25 protein-coding genes and 3 pseudogenes are annotated in these 23741 nt (G+C 66.5%); 11 read left to right on the top strand and 17 right to left on the bottom strand.

Annotated elements, in window-relative coordinates:
• Positions 1-243: 243 nt before the first annotated feature.
• Genes hyfB through DIE23_RS10685 form a run of 6 tightly spaced genes read left to right on the top strand, consistent with a single transcriptional unit; the run spans position 244 to position 7391 of the window.
• Positions 244-2250 (top strand): hydrogenase 4 subunit B, encoded by a 2007-nt coding sequence (hyfB, locus tag DIE23_RS10710; RefSeq protein WP_124612093.1) that lies wholly within the window; start codon positions 244-246, stop codon positions 2248-2250.
• Positions 2244-3194: a respiratory chain complex I subunit 1 family protein gene (locus DIE23_RS10705; protein WP_124612092.1), complete on the top strand. Its 951-nt coding sequence runs from the start codon at positions 2244-2246 to the stop codon at positions 3192-3194. The genes hyfB and DIE23_RS10705 overlap by 7 nt, the downstream gene beginning before the upstream one ends.
• The gene (locus tag DIE23_RS10700; RefSeq protein WP_124612091.1) at positions 3195-3854 is read left to right on the top strand and encodes a formate hydrogenlyase; all 660 of its coding nucleotides are present in this window, start codon (positions 3195-3197) and stop codon (positions 3852-3854) included. It abuts the gene before it with no gap.
• Entirely contained in the window at positions 3847-5310 is a 1464-nt protein-coding gene (locus DIE23_RS10695; protein WP_124612090.1) for a hydrogenase 4 subunit F, read from the top strand. The genes DIE23_RS10700 and DIE23_RS10695 overlap by 8 nt, the downstream gene beginning before the upstream one ends.
• Positions 5311-5313: 3 nt before the next feature.
• Positions 5314-6876 carry an NADH-quinone oxidoreductase subunit C gene (locus DIE23_RS10690; protein WP_124612089.1) on the top strand — a complete coding sequence of 521 codons (1563 nt, stop codon included), beginning with the start codon at positions 5314-5316 and terminating at the stop codon, positions 6874-6876.
• The gene (locus DIE23_RS10685) at positions 6876-7391 is read left to right on the top strand and encodes an NADH-quinone oxidoreductase subunit B family protein (protein ID WP_124612088.1); all 516 of its coding nucleotides are present in this window, start codon (positions 6876-6878) and stop codon (positions 7389-7391) included. Before DIE23_RS10690 ends, DIE23_RS10685 begins: the two co-directional genes overlap by 1 nt.
• Positions 7392-7567: 176 nt before the next feature.
• Here DIE23_RS10685 and DIE23_RS10680 read toward each other — a convergent pair whose 3' ends face one another.
• Positions 7568-7780: a DUF2909 domain-containing protein gene (locus DIE23_RS10680; protein ID WP_044843449.1), complete on the bottom strand. Its 213-nt coding sequence runs from the start codon at positions 7778-7780 to the stop codon at positions 7568-7570.
• A complete protein-coding gene (locus DIE23_RS10675) occupies positions 7777-8127 on the bottom strand; it encodes a hypothetical protein (protein ID WP_124612087.1) in 351 nt (116 codons plus the stop codon). The genes DIE23_RS10680 and DIE23_RS10675 overlap by 4 nt, the downstream gene beginning before the upstream one ends.
• A 379-nt stretch (positions 8128-8506) precedes the next feature.
• On the opposite strand from DIE23_RS10675, the gene DIE23_RS10670 reads away from it, so the two are divergent.
• A complete protein-coding gene (locus DIE23_RS10670; protein ID WP_124612086.1) occupies positions 8507-8692 on the top strand; it encodes a ribbon-helix-helix protein, CopG family in 186 nt (61 codons plus the stop codon).
• A gap of 23 nt (positions 8693-8715) precedes the next feature.
• On the opposite strand, the gene DIE23_RS10665 is transcribed toward DIE23_RS10670, so the two are convergent.
• Both DIE23_RS10665 and DIE23_RS10660 read right to left on the bottom strand, forming a co-directional pair.
• A complete protein-coding gene (locus DIE23_RS10665) occupies positions 8716-9552 on the bottom strand; it encodes a spermidine synthase (RefSeq protein WP_124612085.1) in 837 nt (278 codons plus the stop codon).
• A 46-nt stretch (positions 9553-9598) separates the two neighbouring features.
• Positions 9599-9943, bottom strand: a complete 345-nt coding sequence (locus DIE23_RS10660) for a zinc ribbon domain-containing protein YjdM (protein WP_044843445.1) — start codon at positions 9941-9943, stop codon at positions 9599-9601.
• Positions 9944-10307: 364 nt separating this feature from the next.
• Between DIE23_RS10660 and DIE23_RS10655 the strand changes: the two genes are divergently transcribed.
• The 3 genes from DIE23_RS10655 (at position 10308) to DIE23_RS10645 (ending at position 11622) form a co-directional block, all read left to right on the top strand.
• Positions 10308-10571 carry an HPr family phosphocarrier protein gene (locus tag DIE23_RS10655; RefSeq protein ID WP_124612084.1) on the top strand — a complete coding sequence of 88 codons (264 nt, stop codon included), beginning with the start codon at positions 10308-10310 and terminating at the stop codon, positions 10569-10571.
• Positions 10572-10636: 65 nt separating this feature from the next.
• Complete coding sequence (locus tag DIE23_RS10650; protein ID WP_124612083.1) at positions 10637-10858, top strand: hypothetical protein; 222 nt, start codon at positions 10637-10639, stop codon at positions 10856-10858.
• Positions 10859-11067: 209 nt separating this feature from the next.
• Entirely contained in the window at positions 11068-11622 is a 555-nt protein-coding gene (locus DIE23_RS10645) for a GNAT family N-acetyltransferase (RefSeq protein WP_260436031.1), read from the top strand.
• Positions 11623-11634: 12 nt separating this feature from the next.
• Here DIE23_RS10645 and DIE23_RS40100 read toward each other — a convergent pair.
• From DIE23_RS40100 to DIE23_RS10620, 4 genes and pseudogenes are all read right to left on the bottom strand, one after another.
• Positions 11635-11835: pseudogene (locus tag DIE23_RS40100) on the bottom strand (DUF1641 domain-containing protein); the annotation flags it as partial.
• Between the two features lie 164 nt (positions 11836-11999).
• Positions 12000-12077, bottom strand: a pseudogene (locus tag DIE23_RS10635) (DUF305 domain-containing protein); the annotation flags it as partial.
• A 22-nt stretch (positions 12078-12099) separates the two neighbouring features.
• A pseudogene (locus DIE23_RS10630) lies at positions 12100-12480 on the bottom strand (glycoside hydrolase family 15 protein); the annotation flags it as partial.
• A 201-nt stretch (positions 12481-12681) separates the two neighbouring features.
• Positions 12682-13818, bottom strand: coding sequence for a porin (locus DIE23_RS10620; protein ID WP_124612081.1), 1137 nt, complete (start codon positions 13816-13818; stop codon positions 12682-12684).
• A gap of 519 nt (positions 13819-14337) precedes the next feature.
• Between DIE23_RS10620 and DIE23_RS10615 the strand changes: the two genes are divergently transcribed.
• Entirely contained in the window at positions 14338-15279 is a 942-nt protein-coding gene (locus DIE23_RS10615; protein WP_124612080.1) for a LysR family transcriptional regulator, read from the top strand.
• A gap of 27 nt (positions 15280-15306) precedes the next feature.
• Here the strand turns inward: DIE23_RS10615 and DIE23_RS10610 are convergent, their stop codons facing one another.
• The 9 genes from DIE23_RS10610 to DIE23_RS10570 form a co-directional block, all read right to left on the bottom strand.
• Positions 15307-16653, bottom strand: a complete 1347-nt coding sequence (locus tag DIE23_RS10610) for an MFS transporter (protein WP_124612079.1) — start codon at positions 16651-16653, stop codon at positions 15307-15309.
• Positions 16654-16731: 78 nt separating this feature from the next.
• Positions 16732-17130, bottom strand: a complete 399-nt coding sequence (locus DIE23_RS10605) for a RidA family protein (protein WP_124612078.1) — start codon at positions 17128-17130, stop codon at positions 16732-16734.
• 116 nt (positions 17131-17246) lie between these two features.
• Positions 17247-18023 (bottom strand): benzoate diol dehydrogenase BenD, encoded by a 777-nt coding sequence (gene benD, locus DIE23_RS10600; RefSeq protein WP_124612077.1) that lies wholly within the window; start codon positions 18021-18023, stop codon positions 17247-17249.
• On the bottom strand, positions 18020-19042 hold the full coding sequence (benC, locus tag DIE23_RS10595; protein ID WP_124612076.1) for a benzoate 1,2-dioxygenase electron transfer component BenC: 1023 nt from the start codon (positions 19040-19042) through the stop codon (positions 18020-18022). The genes benD and benC overlap by 4 nt, the downstream gene beginning before the upstream one ends.
• 39 nt (positions 19043-19081) lie before the next feature.
• Positions 19082-19570, bottom strand: coding sequence for a benzoate 1,2-dioxygenase small subunit (gene benB / locus DIE23_RS10590; RefSeq protein ID WP_124612075.1), 489 nt, complete (start codon positions 19568-19570; stop codon positions 19082-19084).
• Positions 19567-20925, bottom strand: a complete 1359-nt coding sequence (locus DIE23_RS10585) for a Rieske 2Fe-2S domain-containing protein (RefSeq protein ID WP_124612074.1) — start codon at positions 20923-20925, stop codon at positions 19567-19569. Before DIE23_RS10585 ends, benB begins: the two co-directional genes overlap by 4 nt.
• Positions 20926-21041: 116 nt before the next feature.
• Positions 21042-21986: a catechol 1,2-dioxygenase gene (catA, locus tag DIE23_RS10580; protein ID WP_124612073.1), complete on the bottom strand. Its 945-nt coding sequence runs from the start codon at positions 21984-21986 to the stop codon at positions 21042-21044.
• A gap of 74 nt (positions 21987-22060) precedes the next feature.
• Entirely contained in the window at positions 22061-22351 is a 291-nt protein-coding gene (gene catC, locus DIE23_RS10575; protein ID WP_059602461.1) for a muconolactone Delta-isomerase, read from the bottom strand.
• Positions 22352-22386: 35 nt separating this feature from the next.
• Positions 22387-23523, bottom strand: a complete 1137-nt coding sequence (locus DIE23_RS10570) for a muconate/chloromuconate family cycloisomerase (protein ID WP_124612072.1) — start codon at positions 23521-23523, stop codon at positions 22387-22389.
• Positions 23524-23741 lie beyond the last annotated feature (218 nt).

Below are 23741 nucleotides of genomic sequence, written 5' to 3'. Positions count from 1 at the left end.
GATCTTTCCCCATTCGCCCGGATCGGGAGCAACGACGCCCTGAGCAGCGCCCGGCGCACCGCAGCACACCGCCACGGTCGCCCGTTCCATCGGGACAATGATGAGATTTTGATGATAACCACATTATCATACCTTGTTATCCGGATTGGTCTTTCGGTGCCATAATGCAACCTGGAATACGTCGCGGGGGATGCGGCCATTCCAACCACCTCGTCCAACCCGAGCGTACTGGAGACATTCCGGATGGCACCCGTGCCGGTCGTCCATTTCGTCCTGCTGGCCGTGGCCGCGTGGCTCGCGGTCGGCACGCTGGGGTTCGGGGCGCTGCATCGCACGCGACTGGTGGCCCACGGCCTGTTCCCGCTCGGCGCGTTGGTCGGACTGCTCGTCGGCGCGGCGGGCCTCGCCGGCATCTTCGCCGAACCGTCTGCCGCGGTGCTGCCGATCGGGCTTCCCGGCTTGCCCTTTCATCTTCGTCTCGATCGCTTGTCCGGCTATTTCCTGTTCGTGCTCGGCCTCGTCAGCACGGGGATCGGCGCCTTTTCAGCCGGCTACTTCCGCAAGGGTGAAGGATCCCCGCCCGGGCTGATCTGCTTCGAATACCACGTCTGCGTCGCGAGCATCGCACTGGTGTTGATCGCGGACGACGCATACGTGTTCATGGTCGCCTGGGAGATGCTGACGCTGTCCGCGACGTTTCTCGTCATGACCAACCACCGGATTGGCGAGATTCGCCGGGCCGCTTATCTGTATTTCCTGATCTCGCACGTCGGCGCGCTCGCGCTGCTGCTCTGCTTCGGCATTCTGCAGGCGCGCACCGGCGACTACACCTTCGCCAACCTGCGCGCGCAGTCGCTGGATACCTTCCCCGCGTCGTTCGCCTTCCTGTTCGCGCTCGTCGGGTTCGGCGCGAAGGCCGGGATCTTCCCGCTGCATGTGTGGCTGCCGGAGGCCCACCCCGCGGCGCCGTCGCCGGTCTCGGCACTGCTCAGCGGATTCGTGCTGAAAGTCGGCCTGTACGGCCTGTTGCGCGTCCTGTTCGACCTGTTGCACGTGCAGATCGCGTGGTGGGGCGTGCTGCTGATCATGATCGGCGTCGGCACCGCGCTGCTCGGCGTGGTGTTCAGCACCATCCAGGTCGACATGAAGCGCCTGCTCGCCTATTCGTCGATCGACAACGTCGGCCTGATGACCGTCGCGCTGGGTCTCGCGGTGCTGTTTCGCGCGTACGGGATGACGAGCCTGTCCGCGCTCGCGCTGACCGCGATGCTCTACCAGGTCGTCGCGCATGCGTCATTCAAGAGCTTGCTGTTCCTGGGTACGGGCGCCGTGCTCCACGCCACCGGCGAACGCAATCTCGGCAAGCTCGGCGGACTGATTCGCTTCATGCCGTGGACCGCGTGGGCTGTGCTCGTGGGTGTCGCGGCCAGCGCGGGCCTGCCGCCGCTCAGCGGATTCGTGGCCGAGTGGCTGCTGCTGCAGGGTTTTCTGTTCGCACCGCGGTTGCCGGATTCGGTGCTCGCCATGACGGTGCCGATCGCCGCCGCGCTGATCGCCATGTCGGCCGCACTGGCCGGCTACACGATGGTCAAGTTCTTCGGCATCGTGTTCCTCGGGCAACCGAGAGAAGCGAAGCTGAACCGCGCCCGCGACGCGAACACGTGGGAACGGCTCGCGTTCTGCTGGTTCGCGGCCGCCAGCGTGCTGCTCGGGCTGATGCCCGCGCAGTTCGTCAAATTACTGGATCGCGTCACGCACTCGCTGGTCGGCGCCGGCGTCGGCGCGGACAATCATGGCTGGCTGCTGTTCGCGCCCGTGTCGGCCGCTCGCGCGAGCTATATGCCGGCGGCGTTCATGCTGTTCTTCATCGCATGCTGCGGGCTCGCATGGGTGCTGGTGCGGCGTTTCTATCACGGCCGGCTGCGACGCGCGGCGCCGTGGGGCTGCGGCTTCCCGTTCACGACCGCGCGAATGCAGGATACGGCGGAAGGATTCGGGCAGCCGATCCGCGAAATCTTCGCACCGCTGCTGCACATCGAGCGGCAATTGCCGTCGCCATTCGACGCACGACCGGCCTACCGGGTGTCGGTGACCGATCGCACCTGGTCCGCACTCTACGCGCGCATCGCGGCACTCACGCAACGCACCGCCGACTGGGCGGGCCGCCTGCAGACGGGCAAGATCGCGGTATACCTGACATACAGTTTCGTCGTGCTGATCGTGCTTCTGATGTTGGTGAGACGATGGTAACCCTGTCCGGCGTCATCTCGCAGACTCTCGAAATCGTGATAGCGATCGCGGCCGCGCCATTGCTCACGGGCTGGGTCAACCAATGCCGCGCCTGGCTTCAGAACCGGCGCGCGCCGTCCATCTGGCAACCCTACCGGATGCTCCACAAGCTGTTCAACAAGGAATCGGTCATCGCGTACGGTGCGAGCCCCGTGTTCCGCGGCGCGCCCTATGTCGTCTGGGCCGCCATGACGCTCGCGTGCGCGATCGTGCCGACACTGTCGACCGAGTTGCCGCTGTCGCCCGCCGCCGATGCGATCGCGCTCGTCGGCCTGTTCGCGCTCGCGCGCGTCACGCTGTCGCTCGCGGCGATGGACGTCGGCACGGCGTTCGGCACGCTCGGCGCCCGCCGCGAAATGCTGATCGGCTTCCTCGCGGAGCCGGCACTGCTGATGGTGCTCCTGTCGGCCTCGCTGATTACGCAGTCGACGCTGCTGACGAGCATCGTCGCGACGCTCGGCCGCGGCGAGCTCACGATCTATCCGAGCCTGGCGTTCGCCGGCATCGCGTTCACGCTGGTCGCGCTCGCCGAAAATGCACGGCTGCCCGTCGACAATCCGACCACTCACCTCGAGCTCACGATGATCCACGAGGCGCTGATCCTCGAATACTCCGGGCGGCACCTTGCGTTGATGGAGTGGGCGGCAAGCCTCAAGCTGTTCGCGTATTCGTGCATCGGCCTCGCGTTGTTCGTGCCCTGGGGCATCGCGAATGCGGGCGATCCGGTCGCGCTGCTGCTGGCGGTGCCGGTGCTCTTCATCAAACTGACGGCAGGCGGTGTCGCGCTCGCCGTGGTCGAAACGGCCAACGCGAAGATGCGCCTCTTCCGGGTACCGGAATTCCTGGCGACCGCCTTCCTGCTGGCCGTGATCGGCATGCTCGTCCACCTGCTGCTGGGGGCATGAATGCACGCCTACGCGACACAACTGATCAATTTCCTCGCGGCCGTGCTGCTGATGCTGTCGTTCGCGATGCTGAGCCAGCGCCGGATCCTGTCCCTGATCCATCTCTATACGCTGCAGGGCGTCGCGCTCGTGTCGGCGAACCTGATCCTCGGCTTCGTCACGAACGACGTGCACCTGTATGTGTCCGCCGGGCTGACGCTCGTGCTGAAGGTCGGCGTGATCCCGTGGTTCCTGTATCGGCTCGTTCGCAGGCTCGACGTCAAGACCGACGTCGAGCCGCTCATCAACATTCCGACCACGCTGCTGATCGGCATCGTCCTCGTGATCGTCGCGTTCAATGTCGCCGCGCCGATCAGCCAGCTCGCGACATCCGTCGCACGCGGCACGCTCGGCATTGCACTCGCGTGCGTGTTGCTGTCGTTCATGGCGATGATCACGCGCGCAAAGGCCATTCCGCAGGTGATCGGCTTTCTGTCGATGGAAAACGGGTTGTTCTTCGCAGCGGCGGCCGCGACCAACGGGATGCCGATGATCGTCGAGCTCGGCATCGGGCTCGACGTGCTGATCGGCATCCTGATCCTGGGCGTCTTCATGTTCCAGATTCGCGAGCAGTTCGACAGCCTGGACATCCATCACCTCGAGAAACTCAAAGATGAATGACGCCCACGTCGTGCTCGCCGTGCTCGGCCTGCCGCTCGCGGGCGCCGCGTGCCTGGCCTGCGTGCGCTCGAGCCGGGTCGCGCGCCATCTGAACATCGGCTTCAGCTTCCTGACGTTCGCGGCAACAGGGGTGCTTGCCGCGCGCACCGTCGAGCACGGCCCGTCGTTCGCATTCGGACGCGCGTTCTTCGTCGATCCGCTCAATGTCTATCTCGTTGCGCTCACGGCGTTCGTCGGCTGGACGACATCGCTGTTTTCCCGGCCCTACATGCAGATCGAGGAGGCCCGCGGCCGGATGACAGCCGCGCGGATGCGGCTCTATCACAGCATGTATCAACTCTTCATGTTCGCGATGCTGCTCGCGCTGCTGACCGACAACGTCGGCGTGCTGTGGGTTGCCATGGAAGCCGCCACGCTCGCCACCGTGTTGCTCGTCAGCGTCTACCGTACCGCCGCGAGCCTCGAAGCCGCATGGAAGTACTTCATCCTGTGCGGCGTGGGCATCGCCCAGGCGCTGTTCGGCACGATCCTGCTGTACCTCGCCGCGAGCCGGCAACTGACCGACGGCGACGCGTTGCTGTGGACGAGCCTGGCCGCGGTCAGGACGCAGCTCGACCCGACGATCGTGTCGATCGCCTTCGTGTTTCTGCTGGTCGGCTACGGGACCAAGGTCGGCCTCGTGCCGATGCATAGCTGGCTGCCGGACGCGCATGCCGAAGGTCCGACGCCGATTTCGGCGGTGCTGTCCGGCCTGCTGCTGAACGTCGCGCTGTATGCGGTGCTGCGCTGCAAGGTGCTGGCCGACGGCGCGCTCGGCAATGGCCTGCCGGGACGGTTGCTGATCGGGTTCGGGCTCGTGTCGGTCCTGATCGCGTCGTTCTCGCTGTTCCGGCAGAAGGACGTGAAGCGCCTGTTCTCGTACTCGTCGATCGAGCATATGGGCTTGATGACGTTCGCGTTCGGGCTCGGCGGCCCGATCGCGACGTTCGCCGGGCTGCTGCACATGACGGTCCATTCCCTCGTCAAGTCGGCGATCTTCTTCTCGGTCGGCCATGCCGCGCAGAAGGCCGGCACGCAGGCGATCGACGGCATTCGCGGGCTGCTGCAGGTCAGCCCGACGGTCGGCTGGGCCATGATGCTCGGCGCGCTTGCGATTCTCGGCCTGCCGCCGTTCGGCGTGTTCGCGAGCGAATTCCTGATCCTGACGACGGCCATGAACACGCTCCCGTGGACCGCGCCGTTGCTGCTGCTCGGGCTCGCCGTCGCGTTCGCGGCGATCTTCGCGCGCGTGCAGCGGATGGTGTTCGGCGAAACGACGACGGCGACGCCGCTCGAACACCGGCCGGCGCTGCTGCCGGTGTTCGTGCACCTGGGACTCGGCCTGATGCTGGGTCTGTACGTGCCGCCCTATCTGGCGATGTGGTATCGCCAGGCTGCAACGATGCTGGCAGGATAAACGATGCGACTCGACTTGATTCAGGCGAACGGCTCGACGCGCCTCCGGCACGAGGCAGGCCAGGTTCCGGCGACCGTCGTCGACGTCGACGAACCGCGCTGGCTCGACATCGCGCATGCCGCCCGGATGGAAGGAAGCCGGCTCGTTGCGATGTGGGGCGGCGAAACGCCCGAGCGCGCATTTTCGGTCAACGCGGCGTACGAATGCGACGACGGCGTCCTGTGGGTCCGTCTCGCGACCGGGCAGGAACCGCGCGCCGACGGCGACTATCCCGATCTCGCGGGCGTGTTTCCCGCCGCCACCCGCATGCAGCGCGCCATTTTCGACCTGACCGGCCTGCGCGAGCGCGATGCGCGCGACACGCGCCCGTGGCTCAATCACGGCAACTGGCCCCGCGACTACTTTCCGCTGCAGAAGCAGGCAACCGGAATCGAACGATTCGAATCGAGCGAAGCGGATTATCCGTTCGTGCAGGTTACTGGCGACGGCGTGCACGAAATCGCGGTCGGGCCGATTCACGCCGGCACCATCGAGCCGGGCCATTTCCGGTTCTCCGTCGTCGGCGAGAAGGTGCTGCGGCTCGAGGAGCGACTCGGCTATGTGCATCGCGGCGTCGAGCGGCTGTTCGAACGGACGGCCGCATCGAACGGCCATCGCGTGGCGGGCCGGATCGCCGGCGACTCGACCGTCGCGTTCTCGTGGGCCTATTGCATGGCGCTCGAGCAGGCATGCGGCACGGCCGTGCCGGCGCGTGCGCTGGCGCTGCGCGCACTCCTGCTCGAACGCGAGCGCATCGCCAACCACCTCGGCGACCTCGGCGCGCTCGGCAACGATGCCGGATTCGCGTTCGGTCTCGCGCAGTTCTCGCGGCTCAAGGAGAACTGGATACGGGCCAACGGCGGCATCTTCGGGCATCGCTACCTGATGGACCGGATCGTGCCGGGCGGGCTGGCCGTCGACATTGATCCGGAGGACGCGGCCTTCCTCACCGAACAGTGCGAACGCATCGCACGTGACGTGCACGTGATGCGGAAGATCTATGAGGACCAGTCCGGGCTGCAGGACCGGTTTCTCGGCACCGGCCGATTGAATGCCGACGTTGTCGCGCATTTCGGCGTGCGCGGCCTGGCCGCCCGCGCCAGCGGCCAGACATTCGACGTACGCGCGAACCTGCGGCCGGCCCCTTACCACGACCTGGACGTCAAGGCGGCAAGCGATGCGCGCGGCGACGTTGCCGCGCGGGTCGCCGTGCGATTTGCTGAAATCGACGAATCGCTGCGCCTGATGGCTGACCTGCTGGCGCATCTTCCGGAGGGGCCGATCGCCACCAGCGTCACGCCCGCGGCGGCGCCATCCACGGGCGTCGGCTGGGTGGAGGGCTGGCGCGGCGACGTATTCGTCGCGCTCGAGACAGCCGCGGGCGATGCCATCGCGCGCTGCCATTGCCACGATCCGTCCTGGCAGAACTGGCCGGCGCTCGAGCACGCGATCATCGGCAACATCGTTCCCGATTTCCCGCTGATCAATAAATCGTTCAACCTGAACTACGCGGGGCACGATCTCTGATGTGGCAACTCATCCGTCAATTCGCGCGCACTAAATTTCCCGACGAACCCGTGCCGGCCACCGAAGCCGCCTGGCGACACGAGGCGCAGCAGATTCGTCAGGACATTCTCGACCTCCTCGGCCGCGCATTGTGCATCCGGCAGATCGACGCGGGTTCGTGCAACGGTTGCGAACTGGAGATCCACGCGCTGAACAACCCGTACTACAACATCGAAGGGCTCGGGATCAAATTCGTCGCCAGCCCGCGCCATGCGGACCTGCTGCTCGTGACCGGCCCCGTCACGCTGAACATGAAGGCCGCCGTGCTCGCCGCGTACGACGCCACGCCGGCGCCGAAACTGGTCGTCGCAGCCGGCGAGTGCGCGTGCACGGGCGGCATCTTTGCCGACAGCTATGCGGTGTGCGGTCCCGTTTCGTCGGTCCTGCCGGTCGATGTGACCATCCCCGGATGTCCGCCCCCTCCGATCGATCTGCTGCGCGGCATTTTGACCGCTTGCCGATCACGCGAAGTTTGAAGCGGATGCCCACGGCGATCCTTCAGTCGGGCGATGAGGTCCGGATATCCGGAGCGATGACGTCGTCTTGTTCGAACGCAAGCCGGTCCCGGCGCACCGATCCGCCGGCAGCCGCACGCACATTCACGCGGCAGGGTGCGTGGCGCGCCGGTCGACGCGCGCGCGAATGCCGCGCATCACCGCCCGATCGGCAGCCCCGTCGGTTCGATCCATCCGAGCCGATACGCGATCAGCAGCGACAGGAACAGCGTGATCGACAATCCGACGCGCGCCGCCAGCGACCACGCCATCCGCTTGCTTCCGCCGCGGTCGTGATTCATGAAATACAGCGCGAAAACCAGGCTTCCGATAATCATCACGAAAGCCGCCGAAACCAGCGCAATCTTCATTGTTTGTGTTCCTCCAGACCCGAATCGGTCTTCAGCAGTTCGGCCAGTCGTTGCCGCTCGGCGGCGACGTCGGCAACGCCCGACGCCGGCCAGTCCAGTGCCACGCCATTACCCAGCGAATCGCGCACGAGCGTCTGGTAACGCCGGTCGCTGATCCGGCCCTGCTCCATCGCTTCCGATATCTCATGCCGAAACGGTAGCGGAAAGCTCGCGTATCCGCGCGACAGCGCCGCATATTGCCGCGCGTCGATCTCTTTCGACGACGGCACGACGGCCCACACCACGACGGCCACGATGGCTGCGAAGGGAATCGCCGTGTAGCGAAGAACGAACTTGATCGGGGTCATGAGGCGAATATCGAAGTGGCGGCGAAGTGGCGGCACACGCGGCCCGTGTGGAACCGGAAGCAGGGACAACCGGTCGCGCGGACGACGGGTCCGCCCGGACCAGCCGGGGCCGGCCGTGCCGGCCGATATTGTACTTAAAGCGACTCACAGAGCATGATAATCTCGTTATCACATGTTGCAGATGATGCGCGCAACCCGGCGCCTTGGGCGGGCGGACCGCGTGGCGTGACGCTCGCGGCCATGCCCGTGATCGACGACCTGTTCGCGTGACGCGAACGCCGGTGTTGAACCCCCGCACACCGCAATCGCGCATTCGGACATGACACCGAAAGCGGATGGATTATAATTTGATTAACATATCGACCACCCCTGCCTCACGATGGAAACGAAAACCGCCCGCCTGACCGTCCTGATCGACCCCGCCAAGAAGGAAGCGTTCGACCTGCTCTGCGCGGAGCAGGATCTGACGCCGTCGCAAGTCGTGCGTCAGTTGATCCGCGAGTATCTCGACAAACACGGCGTCACGTACAAGACCAAGAGCGCGCTCGGCAAGCGGGTGAAGTAAGCACGGTCGAACCTACGGCGCCGTCAGGCGCAGATTTCCCATCGTGCATGTTCACGCGCGCGCCAGACGAGCCGCTCGGGATCGATGCATTCCCCTGCCTTCATGCGTCGGGCGGTGGACGACAGCTTGAGCTCGCCGGCCGATCCGAACCCCAGCGCGCGCTCGAGCAGGATCCGCAGCGACGGCAGCGGGTTGCCGTTCTTCCACGCAAACGCGATGAAGTTGTTGTCGTCGCCGCACGGCACCAGTGCGTACGAATCGTCGAACACCGCGCGCAGTTGCTCGAGATGCCGCGGCAGCGCCGGATCGTCGTCCATGAAGTTGATCGCGAGCACGCCCGTTTCGCTCAGCCGTGCACGGCACGCATCGAGAAAGGCGGTGCCGGTGCAGCGGCCCCGCATGCCGTCGGCGACGAACGCGTCGTGCAGGATCACGTCCGCCCGGACCTCCGGCCTTGCCACGTAGTCGGCGCCGTCCGCGCAGACCACCGCGAAGCGCGCGTCGTCTTGCGGAATCCTGAACACGTCGCGCAGCGCGATCACCTCCGGGCTGATCTCGACCGCGTCGATCGCCGCGCCGGGCAGGTGCCGATAGCAGTATTTCGCGAGCGATCCACCGCCGAGCCCGATCATGCAGATGCGCGCGGGCACCGGCTGCAGCAGCAGGAAACCCATCATCACGCGCGTATAACCGAGTTCGAGCCGGACCGGATCCTTCAGCGACATGAAGCTCTGCGTGCCGAAGTGGTCGAAGTGCAGCGACACCGCGTGTTTCGTCTCGAGCACGAACGGACGGCCGTCGTTCAACGGCATCGCCAGGAACCGCAGGAACGCGTCATAGGAAATTCGATCCTCGCTCATGCTCGGCAGGCCCGGTTGATCGGAGAGTCGTTCGTACCGCGTGCGGTCATACCTTCTTCAGGTAGCAGGCCTTCAGCATGAAGCCGCCCATGTCGGTCTTGCAATCGACTTCGTGATCGCCGCCGACGAGACGGATGCTCTTGACCTTGGTGCCCATCTTCAGCGTGATCGACGAGCCCTTCACGCGCAAGTCCTTGATCAGCACGACCGAATCGCCATCCGACAGCACGTTGCCGTTCGCGTCCTTGACGACGTCGCCCGCCGGTTCGTCGCCCGCTTCGGCGCCGGCGCCGGCCGACCATTCATGGCCGCAGTCCGCGCACACGTACAGCGTGCCGTCCGGGTAGGTGTTTTCCATCGCGCATTGCGGGCAGGCGGGGGCGGCGTTCATTGCAGCTTCCATTCAGTGGGAGTTCGGGTCAATCGATAAAAAATGCCGGGCATGCAAGCGCGGCCCGGGCTGCGCGCGTCGCGCAGCCGTCGACAGACCGACGGGCCGGGCATCACGCACACAACATTATAATGCAATACACATAAACCGGTTGCCGTATTATAATCCTTCACTTTCGATCATTCGCCGGACTTGATGGCGGTTTCGCTGAGGATGTCGACATGTTCGAGATGAATGATGCCCCGGCACCGGGTGCACAACGCCCGGCGCCCCGTCGGGAAGCCGCGCGCCGCGCGTTCCCGCCGTGCTGCCGGCCGGCCATTGCACGCCGTTCCGGCAACCTTCCCCGAGGCTGATCCGCATCGTGGCAACCGTCGTCTACGTTGAAATCGGCCCCGCGTGGAACCGCAGCCGTGCGATCGCGTCCCGTGACGCGATCGTCGCGGCCGCACACCGCTTCGAAAGCGACATCCTGCTGCTCGCCAACGGGCTCAGCGGCAGCGCGAAGGACGCGACGGCCATCGCGACGCTGCAGATGCATGGCGGCACGTCCGCGCAGGTGCTCGCCACCGGCCCCGACGAGGAAGCCGCGCTCCAGGCGCTGTTGCCCTTGCTGCAGGCGGGTTGACGCTGCGTCGCCCGATCCCACGGCCTCGTGCCGTTCACCCTGAATCACCACTCTCCGAGGAAGCGATGAACGACAACGTCACGTCCAACACCCCCAACCTGTCGGCCTCCGCGATCTGGGCGCTCGAGCGCCTCGCCGATGTGCGCTACGGCCGCGATGCGCCGGCGCTCGGCTGGTCGGTCGCGCAGGAACTCGTCGGCGCGGGCTTCGTCAGCCATGCCACGAATGGCCGCTCCGGCGCGTCGATCACGGCGCACGGACGCAACTTCCTGAAGAGCCGCAAGTAGGCATCGCCGCCACCGCCGCTTCATGGGAGGCACGCGGGCGTGTCGACGTCCTCCATGAAGCAATCCGCAGCCGGCCATCCGGGCGATGCGATCGCATGCCCCGCTGCAGGCGGGGATTTGCGGCCGCGCCGAGGTTTCCGCGGTATCGTACGGGGCCCGAACGCGGCGCACGACGCCGCCTTCGCCTTCCCTTCCTCATGGAACGCCCGATGACATCCAGCGCCCTGCCGCCCGTCACGTCCCCGCCCGTGCTCGACACCCCGCGCCTGATCCTCGAAGGCCATCCGCTCGGCGACTTCGACGCGCTCGCCGCGATGTGGGCCGAGCCGACCGTCGTCGCGCACATCTTCAACGGCCAGCCATCGGCGCCGCGCGACTCGTGGATGCGGCTGCTCGCGTATCGCGGGCTGTGGCCGCTGCTCGGCTACGGCTACTGGGCGATTCGCGAGAAGGCATCGGGCCGCTACGTCGGTGATCTCGGCTTCGCCGACTTCCACCGCGCGGTCGCGCCGTCGATTCGCGGCGTGCCGGAAGCCGGCTGGGCGCTCGCGAGCTGGGCGCACGGCAAGGGCTATGCGACCGAGGCGCTGTCGCATGCGCTCGGTTGGCTCGATGCGCAGAACCGGTTCGAACGCAGCGTGTGCCTGATCGCGCCGACCAACATCGCGTCGATCCGCGTCGCGGAGAAGGCCGGGTATGCCGATCCGGTGCCGATCCGCTTCAACGACGCCGATTCGCTGCTGTTTTCGCGAGTGCGCCGGTAGGTACGATACCGCGTCGTGCAACAGCCGGTACGCGCCGCGCACGCCGGGCGCGACGTGTTCGTGCTCGGACGGCTTCCACGCGCCGATGTGATGCATCGCGTCGGCGGCCGCGAACACGGCCTTGCCGAACTGCTCGGGCGGAATGCGCGACAGCGCCATCAGGAGCCCGGCGAGATTCCGCACGCCGCACTGCATGCCAGGCTTGTCGAACGCGCGCGAACCGCGCGGTACAGGGCCCGTCCGCCTCACTGCAGACGCTTTCATGGTTCGGCGTCAAGGCGATGCGGGGCGACGCCACGCTCACGCATCCGTGTCGCGTGGCGGCAACGCGAAAGACCGTTAGTTGCGAAAACAGGCCGAGGCCCGGAAAGCGGAAACGCGGTGTCGATCGCGCCCTGGTGGTGCGGCGCCATGTGCGACACGAAATCGCGATCGGCGTCGCCGGTGTGGCGCGCGCCCTCCAGGCGATCCGGTGCATCAGTCGATTTCGACGTCGTCGTGCTCGGCGCCCTGCAATGCGAGCGCCGTGTTCACGAGCCCGACCTGCGCGAGCGTGAACGGGAAATTCCGGCACATGCGCCGCGCATTCACGTCGTATTCCTCGGCCAGCAGCCCGACGTCGCTGCGCAAGTCCAGCAACCGCTTGAACAGCGCGTGCGCGTCGTCGTCCCGGTCCTGCATCCGGTACACCTGCGCGAGCCAGAAGCCAGCCGCGACGAACGCACCCTCGTTGCCCTCGCAACCATCGCGGAAACGCGGCGGGCGATAGCGGAACGGCAAGCCGTCCTCAACCAGGTCGCGCTCGATCGCGGCGACGGTCGCGGCGACGCGCGGGTCGGACGCGTCGAGCATCCCCGTCCCGCGAACAGGCAGGCGGCGATCACGGCAGCGGGCTGGCGATCGTGACGGTCGGCTACGCAATCTCGATCGTGCTGCTGTCCGGCGCGCTCATGTCCATGCCGCGCGTGCTCGGAGCGGTCGCGTCGCCGCGGCGTCCGCCCGCGCTCACGATCGTCGTGACCGCGCACGACTGGTGGTGGACCGTCCGCCGCCAGCTGCTCAGAACATGTGGCGAATCCCCGCCATCACGCCGACCTGGTTCTGTCCCGGCGCGGGCGTCGTGCCGCCACCGCCGGCGCTGACCGTGAATGCCGCGTGCGCGCTGTTCTCGAGATACGCGCCCTGCAGGTACACGGCCGTCTGCTTCGACAGGAAGTAGGTGCCGCGCAGCACGCCCAGCGTCGCGCGCGCATCCTGGCCGGATACGTTCACGTGATAGACGCCGCCGTCGACGAGGAAGGCTGGTGTCACGTAGTAATTCGCGGTGAGGTAATAGATGTTCGAATGCAGGTTCGGGCCGCCCGATGCGCCCGTGTCGACCCAGCGGCCGATCCAGCCGCCGCCGAACTTCATCCCGAACGCATTGACGTAGCCGTTGACCTGCGCGCGGTCGTCGCGGTCGCCGTTCGACGTGAGCGGCACCGGCTTCACGCCGTCGAAGAAGTTCGCGGCCGCGCTCGCGCCGCCGCCGCGCTGCTCCTCGTACGACGCGGCCATGCCGAACGACGTCGCGTCGTACTTGAGCAGCGCGGACCACAGGCGGCAGGTGGTCATGTCGCCGGGCGTCGGGCCCGCGCAGGTGCCCTGCCCCGGCGAGTTGCCGGTGCCGGCCGAATCGCGGCCGAACGAATACATCGCGCCGGCCGTCAGGCCGCCGAACTTGCCGCGCCATGCGACGGCGTTGTCCGCTCGACCGTTCGGAATGTACGCGTCGAGCGACGGCAGACCGTAGATGTTCGGGCCGAGCAGGTCCGAGTCGAGCACCGCGTAGTACGTCATCGTGTACTGGCGGCCGAACGACAGCGTGCCGTACGGGCTTTCGATTCCCACCCAGCTTTGACGGCCGAACAGGCGGCCGCCCTGCCCCATCGTGCCGTTGGCGACGTTGAAGCCGCTCTCGAGCGCGAACACGGCCTTGTAACCACCGCCCAGATCCTCCACGCCGCGCAGCCCCCAGCGCGACGGCAGCTCGCCGGTGATCGACGGCATACGCACGATGCCCTTGCCCTGGGCGTTCGCGTGCGACACGTATTCGACGCCCGTATCGAGCACGCCGTACAACGTCACGCTGCTCTGTGCAAAACCGGTCGTCGCGAATGCGAGCAACGCTCCGCCAACGAGATGCTGAAATCTCATGCTGTCTCCAAACCTGAAGGGGAATTCCGTCTATTGCTATGTATGACTAATCGATCGAGATAGATCGGATCGGCTTGTGCCCCGGCGCTTCGGGACCGCGACGACGATGGGCCGTCGCCCCGAAATGCGGGTGCAACTCATGAAAGGCACGACTGGACCGGACGCCGCGCACGCCGTGCGATGCGTGACATTCCGGCAATTGAGGAATGTGGTGGGGGATGTCTCCTTGTTGCATGAATGTTATTCGGTCTGCAACCTGTTTGAGCCGATACTATCGACCGCAAAAAGCCGCGTCCAACACCGATTGGGTATCGGTTGATATCTGTGAGGTATGCCTGCGCGATTCGCCCCGCCTTGGTGCAACGTCAACACGTCATTCAGCGTTTTCAACCCTATGAATCCAGCACGAAATCGCTCACGCTCAAGTAAAATACGGATCACTAACTCATCGTTCGTCCCCTTTCGTTCGGCAGTGTCCGGCCCGGGCATCGCATCGCCCCCCACTCGACGGCAAGGACCATGGAGCTACGTCACCTGCGCTATTTCGTTGCGGTCGCCGAGGAACGCAGCTTCACGCGCGCCGCACAACGGCTGCATATCGCGCAGCCGCCGCTGAGCCGGCAGATCCAGCAGCTCGAGCAGATCCTCGGCATCGTGTTGTTCGAGCGCGATTCGCGTCCGCTGAAGCTCACCGAAACCGGCCGCTTCTTCTATCAGCATGCGGCGCAGCTGCTCGCGCAGACGGCCGAGCTCGAATCGATGACGCGCCGCGTCGGCAAGATCGAGCGCAGCCTGTCGGTCGGCTTCGTCGGCTCGACGCTCTACGGAATGCTGCCGAAAGTCATTCGGCGCTATCGCCAGCAGCATGCGGAGGTCGAACTGAGCCTGCACGAGATGTGGACGATGGACCAGATCAAGGCGCTCAAGGAAGGCCGCATCGACGTCGGCTTCGGGCGCATCCGCCTGGACGATCCGAGCGTGCGCCGCGTCGTGTTGCGCGAGGAGCCGATGATCGCGGCGCTGCCGCTCGGCCATCGCCTATGCACCGCGACGACACCGCTGTCGCTGCACGACCTGCTCGACGAAACGCTGATCGTGTTTCCGAAAACGCCGCGCCCGAGCTATGCGGACCAGGTGCTGTCCGCGTTCCACGATCGCGCGCTGAAGCCGGCGCGCGTGCTGGAAACGCGCGAGCTGCAGGTCGCGCTCGGGCTCGTCGCGGCCGGCGAAGGCGTGTCGATCGTGCCGAAGAGCGTGCATGGGCTCAAGCGCGACGACATCTCGTACCACGATCTCGACGATGCGCGGCTCGTGTCGCCGATCATCATGAGCATGCGTCGGCTCGACGCGTCCGAAGACATCGAACGGATGCTGCGGCTGATCTACGACCTCTACGAAGAGGAAGGCATGGCGTATCTGCCGCCGTCGGCCGAACGCGACGATCCGGCCGCGCAGGACTGAGCGGGCCGGACCGCACGGTTCACGCGCTCAGTGCGTGATGGCCGGCGCGACTTCGACGCCGGACCGGTCCAGGCGCAGGCTGAGCGTGGCAAGCGCGGCGCCCGCGAGCGGCACGGCCAGCGCGAGGAAGAAGCCGGACGGCCCGCCCCACGACAGGAACGTCCCGCCGACGGCCGAGCCGGCGATCGCGCCCGCGCGGCCCATCCCGATCGCCCAGCCGGTCGCGGTCGCGCGCAGCGCGGTCGGATACGCGCCGACGATCAGGTAGTTCAGCGCGATCTGCTGCCCGCCGATGCCGAACCCCGCCGCGCCGACCAGCGCGAACACGAGCGCCCAGTTCGTGCCGGCGTAGCCGAGGCCGATCGCGATCGCGATGCCGAACGCGAACATCGCGCCGAGCAGGTTGCGCGTATTCACGCGCGGCAGCACGATCGACAGCGGAATCGCGCACACGATGAACACCGCATTGACGATCACGGTGCCGACCGGCGCCTGCTGCGCGGTCAGGCCGGCCGCCTTCAAGACGGTGGGCAGCCACGACAGCAGCATGAACCAGGCGATCCAGTTCAGCAGGTAGATCGCCCAGATGCCGAGCGTCTTGCCCGCGTAGCCGGCGCGGAACAGCGCGGCGACGCTCGCTTTCGTCGTGGACTCCTCGGGCACGGTCAGGCGCGCGTCGGCCGGCAACACCTGCACGACGATCTTCGACAGCGTCGCCCGCACCCGCTGCTGCGCGCGTGTATCGCCGCGCGACGCCAGGTAGAACAGCGACTCCGGCAGCAGCAGCGCGACGAGGCCGAGCACCGCGAGCGGCGCCGCGCCGCCCACGACGAAAATCCCCGGCCAGCCGATCACCGGCAGCATGCGCGCGGCGAGCAGCCCGCCGAGCATCGCGCCCGCGGGCAGGCCGAGCAGCACGCCCGTCATCACCGCGCCGCGCAGGCGGGCCGGACAATATTCGGCCGCGAGCGCGAGCAGCACCGGCGTGCAGCCGCCCATCCCGAGCCCCGCGACGAAGCGCAGCGCGAGAATATGGCGCGGGTCGCCCGCCCACGACGTCGCCAGCGTCGCGCTGCCGAACAGCGCAAGGCCGATCATGATCGCCGGCCGGCGGCCGATCCGGTCGCCGACGAGGCCGAGCGTCATCGCGCCGATCGTCATGCCGACGATCCCGGCGGTCAGGATCGGTGCGAGCGCCCCGGCCGGCAGCCGGAACGACGCGAGAATCGCCGGGCCGGTAAACGCGATCGCCTGCGTGTCGAAGCCGTCGAGCAGCGCGATCAGCACGCACAGCGCGAGCACGCGAATCTGCAATGCGCCGAGCGGCGCGTCGTCGATCAGCGCGGGAATCGAGCGAACGGAAGAAGGGGGCATGATGCGTCTCCAGGACCGACCCGCTGTTGCGGGGCGATCCATTTATCGTTTTGAAATACTGAGTACCAGCGTGACGGATCAGCCCGCCAGCACCGCAACGGCCTTGATTTCGACGATATAGCCGGGCGAACCGCCCAGCATGTGCGCGCCGACCGCGGTCCACGCGGGCCGCGGATGCGCATGCATATAGCGGTCGCGCACCTCCATGAACAGCGGCAGGTCGCGCATGTCGGTATGGAAGGTCGTCAGGTCGACCACGTCGTCGAGCGATGCCCCGGCCGCCTCCAGCACCCGCTTGAGGTTCTCGAACGCCTGCACAATCTGCGCTTCGCGGTTCTTCACCAGTTGCATTGCCGCATCTCGGCCGATCTGGCCGGACACGTACACGGTATCGCCGACCTTGATCGCCGGCGCATAGCCGATTTTTTCGTACACGGCTTCCATTCCGGCGGGGATGATGGCTTCGCGCTTGGGCATGAGTATCTCCGTGGCCGGCGTGTCGACGCCGACCGGTTGTTCGATGGTCGTGGCACGCACGCCTGCCTGCGGCGCGCGCACGTAAGAGGAAGCACGCGAATCGGCAGGCGCGCCGCTCAGCCCGTATCGCCGCCCGCGACCGGCAGCACCGTGCCGGTGATGTAGCTCGCATCGTCGGAGGCGAGGAACAGGATCGGCGCGATCTGTTCGTCGAGGGTCCCGTAGCGCTTGAAGAACGTCGACTCGGTCACCTGCCGCACCGCCTCGGCCATCCACGCCTGTTCCTGCGCGTTGTCGCCGGCCGCATTGCGCGGCACGCGGCGCGGCGGCGCCGTGGTGCCGCCCGGCGCGGTCGCGACCACGCGGATGTTATGCTCCGCGTATTCCATCGCGAGCGCCGCCGTCAGCGCATTCACACCGCCTTTCGCGGCCGAATACGGCACGCGGCGAATCCCGCGCGTCGCGTTCGACGACACGTTGACGATCGTGCCGCCGCCCCCGGCCAGCAGATGCGGCAGCACCGCGTGGCAACTGTAGAGCGTCGGCATCAGCGAGCGGCGGATTTCGGCATCGATCTGCTCGGGCTCGAACTCGGCGAACGGCCGCATCCGGATCGCGCCGCCGACGCCGTTGATAAGCACATCGATCCGGCCGAACGTCGCGACCGCGCACGCCATCGCCGCGTGCGCGCCGTCGTAGGTCTCGAGATCGGCGACGAAGCCGGCCGTGTTGCCGCCCGGCGCCTCGGCGGCCACCTCTGCCACGAAGTCCGCGCGATCGACGAACAGCACCTTGCCGCCCTCGGCCGCCGCGCGCAGCGCGACGCCGCGGCCGATGCCCTGCGCCGCGCCGGTGACGACGACCACCTTTCCGGAGAATCGTTGCATGGTCATGCCGCCTTTGCCGTCACGTTCGGGGTGAACTTCTCGTAGTGGAAGCTGTTGGGCTTCACGCCTTGATCGTCGAAGTACTGGCGCACCGCGTCGACCATCGGCAGCGGCCCGCACAGGTAGACATCCACGTCGCCGTCGTTCAGCGCGTCGGCCGGAATGTGCTGCGTGACCCAGCCCTTGCGTTCGTGGCTCGACGCCGCATCGGCGATGACGGTCGCAAAGCTGAAGTTCGGCAGCTTCGCCGCATACGCTTCGATCGCGTCGACCAGCACCAGGTCGAGATCGCGCGTCACGCCGTAGATCAGGTGCACCTTCTGCTGCGAGCCGCTGCGCGCGAGCACCTCGAGCATCGACAGGAACGGCGCGAGGCCCGTGCCGCCCGCGAGGAACAGTAGCGGCCGCGCCACGTCGCGCAGGTAGAAGCTGCCGAGCGGCCCGTTCAGTTCGAGCGTGTCGCCGGGCTTGGCCGATTCGAGCCACGTGCTCATCACGCCGCCCGGAATCTTCTTGATCAGGAAGCCGACCTTCGTGTCGCCCGGCGCGGACGAGAACGAGTACGACCGGTGCTGGCCGCTGCCCGGCACGCCGATGTTCACGTACTGGCCCGGCAGGAACGCCGGTGCGGCCGCGTCGACGTCGAGCTCGAGCACGATCGCCGCGTCGTTGTGCGGCTCGACCTTCGTCACGGTCGCGGCAAACGCGCTGTGCCCGGTCTTGCAGGCAACCGACGACGTCGGCACCGCGATCACGCAATCGCTTTGCGGCACCATCTGGCAGGTCAGCACGAGGCCGCCGTCCTTCTCGTCCTCGGTGAGCGCGTCGTCGATGTAGTCGTCGCCGAGGTCGTAGCTGCCGCTTTCCGCGCGGCACTTGCAGGTGCCGCACACGCCGTCGGAGCAGTCCATCGGCAGGTTGATCTTCGCGCGAAACGCGGCGTCGAGCACCTTCTCGCCGGCCTTGCAGTCGATGAAGCGGGTGACCCCGTCCTCGAAGTTCAGTGCAATCTTGTAGGTGGACATGACATCGTCTCCCTGTGTGACTTGTCGAAACAATCGGTGTCAGACGTGGTACACGTCGAGCACCTGCCGGATATAGTCGTTCTTCAGCACGATCTTCTTGTTCGAGATCAGCAGCGCGTCGCCCGAGCGGCGCAGCGTGACGAACATCGTGCCGAAGAAGTGATCGGTCACGCGGTAGCGGTGGTTCAGCGTGTGGAAGTTGTAGCGCACGTCCACCTCGCCGTCGCGCTCGGCCAGCACCTCGACGTTCGTCACGTTGTGGCTGGTGCGCGGCTCGGGCGTCGACGCGCCGCTGCGCTCGGTCTTGATCCGGAACACGCGATCCTCGAGGCCGCCGCGATCCGCGTAGTACATCAGCGAGATCTGGCTGTGCGGATCGTCGGTCGGCCGGTCGTCGTCATCCCACGCGGGCATCCAGTACGTGACGTCCTCCGTGTAGCAGGTCAGCCATTCGTCCCACTCGCGATCGTCGAGCAGGCGCGCTTCGCGGTACAGCGCCGCGCAAATGGTCCGGTAATCGATGTTCATGCCTCCACCTCCCTGCGTTCCTTCTTCAGCGCATCGCGCATCACGTGCACCCAGTGTTCGTGCTGGCACACGAACAGCCCTTCGTCCTCGCTGCGCTCGCCCGACATGCGCGGGTTCAGCCCCATCTTTTTCGCGTTCTCGTCCGGTCCGTCGATCCACAGCGGCGCGCCGCGCGACAGGTCGTTCCACATCGCCGTGATGCCCGCGTAGCCGGCCTGGCATGCGCGGAATTCCTCGAGGTCGTCAGCCGTGCCCATCCCGGTCACGTTGAAGAAATCCTCGTACTGGCGAATGCGCGTCGTGCGGTCGGCCTCGCTCTCGCCCTTCGGCGCGAAACAGAAGATGCTGACCTCGGTCTTGTCGACGCCGAGCGGACGCACCACGCGGATCTGCGTGCTGAACTGGTCCATCAGGAACACGTTCGGGTACACGCACAGGTTGCGCGTCTGGTTCACGATGAAGTCGGCCTGCACTTCGCCGACGCGCGCCTTGATTTCTTCACGGTGCTGATACACCGGCCGCACTTCTGGGTTCATCGTCTTGGTCCACAGCAGGATGTGGCCGTTGTCGAAGCCGTACACGCCCGCGACCGACTTGCTCCAGCTGTTCGCGTCGACGGCCTTGGTGCCTTCTTCCTTGCGGCGGCCCATCGTCGCCGCGTAGTTCCAGTGCACGGTGCTCACGTGATAGCCGTCGCAGCCGTTCTCCATCTGCATCTTCCAGTTGCCTTCGTAGATGTAGGAGGAGTTGCCGCGCAGCACTTCGAGCCCGTCCGGCGCCTGGTCGACGATCTGGTCGATGATCACGCGCGCCTCGCCGAGGTAGTCCTCGAGCGGCAGCACGTCGTCGCTGAGGCTGCCGAACAGGAAGCCGCGATAGTTCTGGAAGCGCGCGACCTTCTTCAGGTCGTGCGAGCCATGCGTGTTGAACTGCACCGGATACTCGGTCGTCTTCTCGTCCTTCACCTTCAGCAGCTTGCCGGTGTTCGAGAAGGTCCAGCCGTGGAACGGGCACGTGAAGCTACCCTTGTTGCCGTGCTTGCGGCGGCACAGCATCGCGCCCTTGTGCGCGCAGGCATTGATCACCGCGTGCAGCTCGCCGGTCTTGTCGCGCGTGATGACGACCGGCTGGCGGCCGATCCACGTCGTGTAGTAATCGTTGTTGTTCGGGATCTGGCTTTCATGCGCGAGGTACACCCAGTTGCGCTCGAAGATATGCGTCATCTCGAGCTCGTAGAGCGCCTCGTTCGTGAAGATGTCGCGGCGGCAGCGGAAGACGCCGGCCTCCTTGTCGTCCTGCACCGCGGTGGCGAGCAGGTGGTCCAGTTCGGTGGTGTGGTCGATCGTGGCGGACATGTTGGTTCCTCCTGTGCGCGTGCCGGGTCCTGCAAGCACGCTCGCATCGGTATCGATTGAATCTCGCGGGGACCCGGCCGGCGGCGGCGCAGGCGCGCCGCCGTGCCGTCGGGCGGTTATGCCGTGGCGGAAGCGCGCAGGCGTTCGACGATCTGGTTGTCCTTGCCCTCGACGCGCGGCGTCAGGACGAGGTTGAACTCGATGTCCTGGTACGCGTCGGCCTTCAGCCCGAGCGCGGCGCCGCCGGTCTTGCCGGTGACGGGCGGAATCAGCTCCTCGCGCGTCGCATACGCGAAGTCATCCCAGATCAGCGGGTCGCCGTCGATGTTGAACTGCGTCGTCAGCTTGCGGTGGCCGTCGCTGGTCACGAAGAAGTGCACGTGCGCCGGGCGGTTGCCGTGACGGCCGAGGCGGTCGAGCAGCTGCTGCGTCGCGCCCTGCGGCGGGCAGCCGTAGCCGACCGGCATCAGCGTGCGGAATTCGTACTTGCCGTCCGCGCCCGTCTTCACCGCGCCGCGCAGGTTGAACTCGCTCTGCTTGCCGGTCGGGTCGAAGTGCGAATAGAAGCCGTGCGAGTTCGCGTGCCAGCACTCGACCAGCGCGCCGGCCACCGGCTTGCCGTCGAGCCCCGTGACCGTGCCGTGGATCACCAGCGGGCCCGCGCCTTCGTCCGCGTCGAGGTCGATCTTCGCGACGCCGTCGCGCACCGGCGCGCCGCCGACGTACAGCGGGCCTTCGATCGTGCGCGGCGTGCCGCCGTCGAGGCCGATCGCCTCGTCCTCGGCGTCCATCCGGATGTCGAGATACTTCTCGAGACCGAGGCCGGCCGCGAGCAGCGCCGCTTCGCCGTCCTGGCCGAGCTTGTTCAGGTAGTTCACGCCGGCCCACACTTCGTCGGGCGTGATGTCGAGATCGTCGATCGCCTTGAACAGGTCGCCGAGCAGCCGCAGCACGACCTGCTGCGTGCGCGCGTCGCCGCCGCTGGTGCCGTTGGCGCTCGCGTTCGACGCGGCCTTCAGCAGATCCTGCACTTCCTTCGTATCGAAAACTTTGACGCTCATGATGGTGTCTCCACGTGTATTAGGGGAAAAGTGACCCGGGGTGCTCGCTGTCGCGGAAGAAGCGGCTCCGTGGCTCAAACGTCGCCGTCGTGAATCGACGACGGGTGGCGACACAACGGCGTCACCGAAATCTTCATGTACGGGAACAGCGGCAGGCCGGTCAGGATCTCGTGCAGCTCGGCGTTGCCCGACACGTCGAACACGCTGTAGTTCGCGTACTCGCCGGCGATGCGCCAGATATGGCGCCACTTGCCGCTGCGCTGCAGGTCCTGCGAGTAAGCCTTCTCGCGGGTCTTGATCTCGTCGGCCACCCCGGCCGGCATGTCGGCCGGGAGGTTGACGTCCATGCGTACGTGGAAAAGCATCGTGATGTCCTGATACGTAATCGGGTTAGCGCGGGTTAGCGGGAGACTTTCGTCAGCCCGTCGCGGGTGAAGCGCGCGACCTTCGCTTCGTCGAGTTCGATGCCGAGACCCGGGCCGCTCAGCACGGTCAGTTCGAAATCGCTGTAGTCGAGCGGGGTCGCGAGAATCTCTTCGGTGATCAGTAGCGGTCCGAACAGTTCGGTGCCCCACTGCAGGTTCGCGAAGCTCGCGAACAGATGCGCGGATGCAACGGTGCTGAACGCGCCTTCGAGCATCGTGCCGCCGTACAGCTCGATGCCGGCCGCATCGGCGATCGCCGCGACGCGCTGCGCGGCAAAGAGGCCGCCGCTCTGCTCGATCTTGATCGCGAACACGTCCGCGCCGTGATGCTTCGCGATCTCGAACGCGCTGTCCGGGCCCTGCAGGATTTCATCGGCCATCAGCGCGACCGGGAAGCGGCGCATCAGCCGGGCGAGCGCCGCAGCAGACGCGACCGGCTGCTCGACCAGTTCGCAGCCGGCATCGGCGAGCGCCGGAATCGCGCGCGCCGCCTGCGTTTCGCTCCATGCCATGTTCACGTCGACGCGCACCGATGCGCGCTCGCCGACCGCCCGCTTGATCTCGGCCACGTGCCGGATGTCCGCGTCGAGCGCCTTCGCGCCGATCTTCAGCTTGAACACGTTGTGGCGGCGCAGGTCGAGCATCCGTTCGGCTTCGGCGATATCGGTCGCCGTGTTGCCCGATGCGAGCGTCCAGGCGACCGGCAGGCGATCGCGCCGGCGACCGCCGAGCAGTTCGCTGACCGGCACGCCGAGGCGCTTGCCGTGCGCGTCGAGCAGCGCGGTTTCGAGCGCGCTCTTTGCGAAATGATTGACCTTCGCGAGCTTGCCGAGGAACGCCATCAGCGTCTGGATGCGCGTCGCATCCTTGCCCATGATCGCCGGCGCGAGGTACGCGTCGATCGCGAGCTTCATCGCTTCCGGGCTTTCCGGGCCGTAGGCCATCCCGGCGATCGTCGTGCCTTCGCCGAGGCCCGTCACGCCGTCGCTGCAGGTCACCTTCACCAGCATCAGCGTCTGGCCGTGCATCGTGGCGACCGACAGCTTGTGCGGACGGATCGTCGGCAGGTCGACGAGGCGGGTTTCAATGCGTTCGATGGTGACTGAGGACATGGGGCACGCTGCGTGTGGGAAGTTCATGGAACGGATTTATACGCGGCGGGGAAATGGACCGTCCAATACTTTTGGTCTCGTTTTTTGATACCTGAGAGGTATTGAAATGCAGCTAAAGGCGCGGAATATTGCAGTGCGCCATACCTTGTTTGGCTAGATGTACGGGCTGAGAAGCTTGCTGGAGCGCGGTCGCGCGGGTTCGGGGTATCGCTTGGGCG

The sequence above is a fragment of the Burkholderia sp. Bp9143 genome (assembly GCF_003853645.1).
Classification (GTDB): domain Bacteria; phylum Pseudomonadota; class Gammaproteobacteria; order Burkholderiales; family Burkholderiaceae; genus Burkholderia.
Note: the sequence above shows the minus strand (reverse complement) of the source record. Positions and strands in the feature narration are given on the sequence as shown.

Bases quoted from the DNA above. Each gene is read 5' to 3' on its own strand.
- DIE23_RS10615 (WP_124612080.1), top strand. From the start codon at position 14,338: ATGGAGCTACGTCACCTGCGCTATTTCGTTGCGGTCGCCGAGGAACGC.
- catC (WP_059602461.1), bottom strand. From the start codon at position 22,351: ATGCTTTTCCACGTACGCATGGACGTCAACCTCCCGGCCGACATGCCG.
- DIE23_RS10700 (WP_124612091.1), top strand. From the start codon at position 3,195: ATGCACGCCTACGCGACACAACTGATCAATTTCCTCGCGGCCGTGCTG.
- catA (WP_124612073.1), bottom strand. From the start codon at position 21,986: ATGAGCGTCAAAGTTTTCGATACGAAGGAAGTGCAGGATCTGCTGAAG.
- DIE23_RS10665 (WP_124612085.1), bottom strand. From the start codon at position 9,552: ATGAGCGAGGATCGAATTTCCTATGACGCGTTCCTGCGGTTCCTGGCG.
- DIE23_RS10645 (WP_260436031.1), top strand. From the start codon at position 11,068: ATGACATCCAGCGCCCTGCCGCCCGTCACGTCCCCGCCCGTGCTCGAC.
- benB (WP_124612075.1), bottom strand. From the start codon at position 19,570: ATGAACATCGATTACCGGACCATTTGCGCGGCGCTGTACCGCGAAGCG.
- hyfB (WP_124612093.1), top strand. From the start codon at position 244: ATGGCACCCGTGCCGGTCGTCCATTTCGTCCTGCTGGCCGTGGCCGCG.
- DIE23_RS10675 (WP_124612087.1), bottom strand. From the start codon at position 8,127: ATGACCCCGATCAAGTTCGTTCTTCGCTACACGGCGATTCCCTTCGCA.
- DIE23_RS10660 (WP_044843445.1), bottom strand. From the start codon at position 9,943: ATGAACGCCGCCCCCGCCTGCCCGCAATGCGCGATGGAAAACACCTAC.
- DIE23_RS10585 (WP_124612074.1), bottom strand. From the start codon at position 20,925: ATGTCCGCCACGATCGACCACACCACCGAACTGGACCACCTGCTCGCC.
- DIE23_RS10705 (WP_124612092.1), top strand. From the start codon at position 2,244: ATGGTAACCCTGTCCGGCGTCATCTCGCAGACTCTCGAAATCGTGATA.
- DIE23_RS10570 (WP_124612072.1), bottom strand. From the start codon at position 23,523: ATGTCCTCAGTCACCATCGAACGCATTGAAACCCGCCTCGTCGACCTG.
- DIE23_RS10610 (WP_124612079.1), bottom strand. From the start codon at position 16,653: ATGCCCCCTTCTTCCGTTCGCTCGATTCCCGCGCTGATCGACGACGCG.
- DIE23_RS10670 (WP_124612086.1), top strand. From the start codon at position 8,507: ATGGAAACGAAAACCGCCCGCCTGACCGTCCTGATCGACCCCGCCAAG.
- DIE23_RS10605 (WP_124612078.1), bottom strand. From the start codon at position 17,130: ATGCCCAAGCGCGAAGCCATCATCCCCGCCGGAATGGAAGCCGTGTAC.
- DIE23_RS10690 (WP_124612089.1), top strand. From the start codon at position 5,314: ATGCGACTCGACTTGATTCAGGCGAACGGCTCGACGCGCCTCCGGCAC.
- DIE23_RS10680 (WP_044843449.1), bottom strand. From the start codon at position 7,780: ATGAAGATTGCGCTGGTTTCGGCGGCTTTCGTGATGATTATCGGAAGC.
- benC (WP_124612076.1), bottom strand. From the start codon at position 19,042: ATGTCCACCTACAAGATTGCACTGAACTTCGAGGACGGGGTCACCCGC.
- benD (WP_124612077.1), bottom strand. From the start codon at position 18,023: ATGACCATGCAACGATTCTCCGGAAAGGTGGTCGTCGTCACCGGCGCG.
- DIE23_RS10650 (WP_124612083.1), top strand. From the start codon at position 10,637: ATGAACGACAACGTCACGTCCAACACCCCCAACCTGTCGGCCTCCGCG.
- DIE23_RS10620 (WP_124612081.1), bottom strand. From the start codon at position 13,818: ATGAGATTTCAGCATCTCGTTGGCGGAGCGTTGCTCGCATTCGCGACG.
- DIE23_RS10685 (WP_124612088.1), top strand. From the start codon at position 6,876: ATGTGGCAACTCATCCGTCAATTCGCGCGCACTAAATTTCCCGACGAA.
- DIE23_RS10695 (WP_124612090.1), top strand. From the start codon at position 3,847: ATGAATGACGCCCACGTCGTGCTCGCCGTGCTCGGCCTGCCGCTCGCG.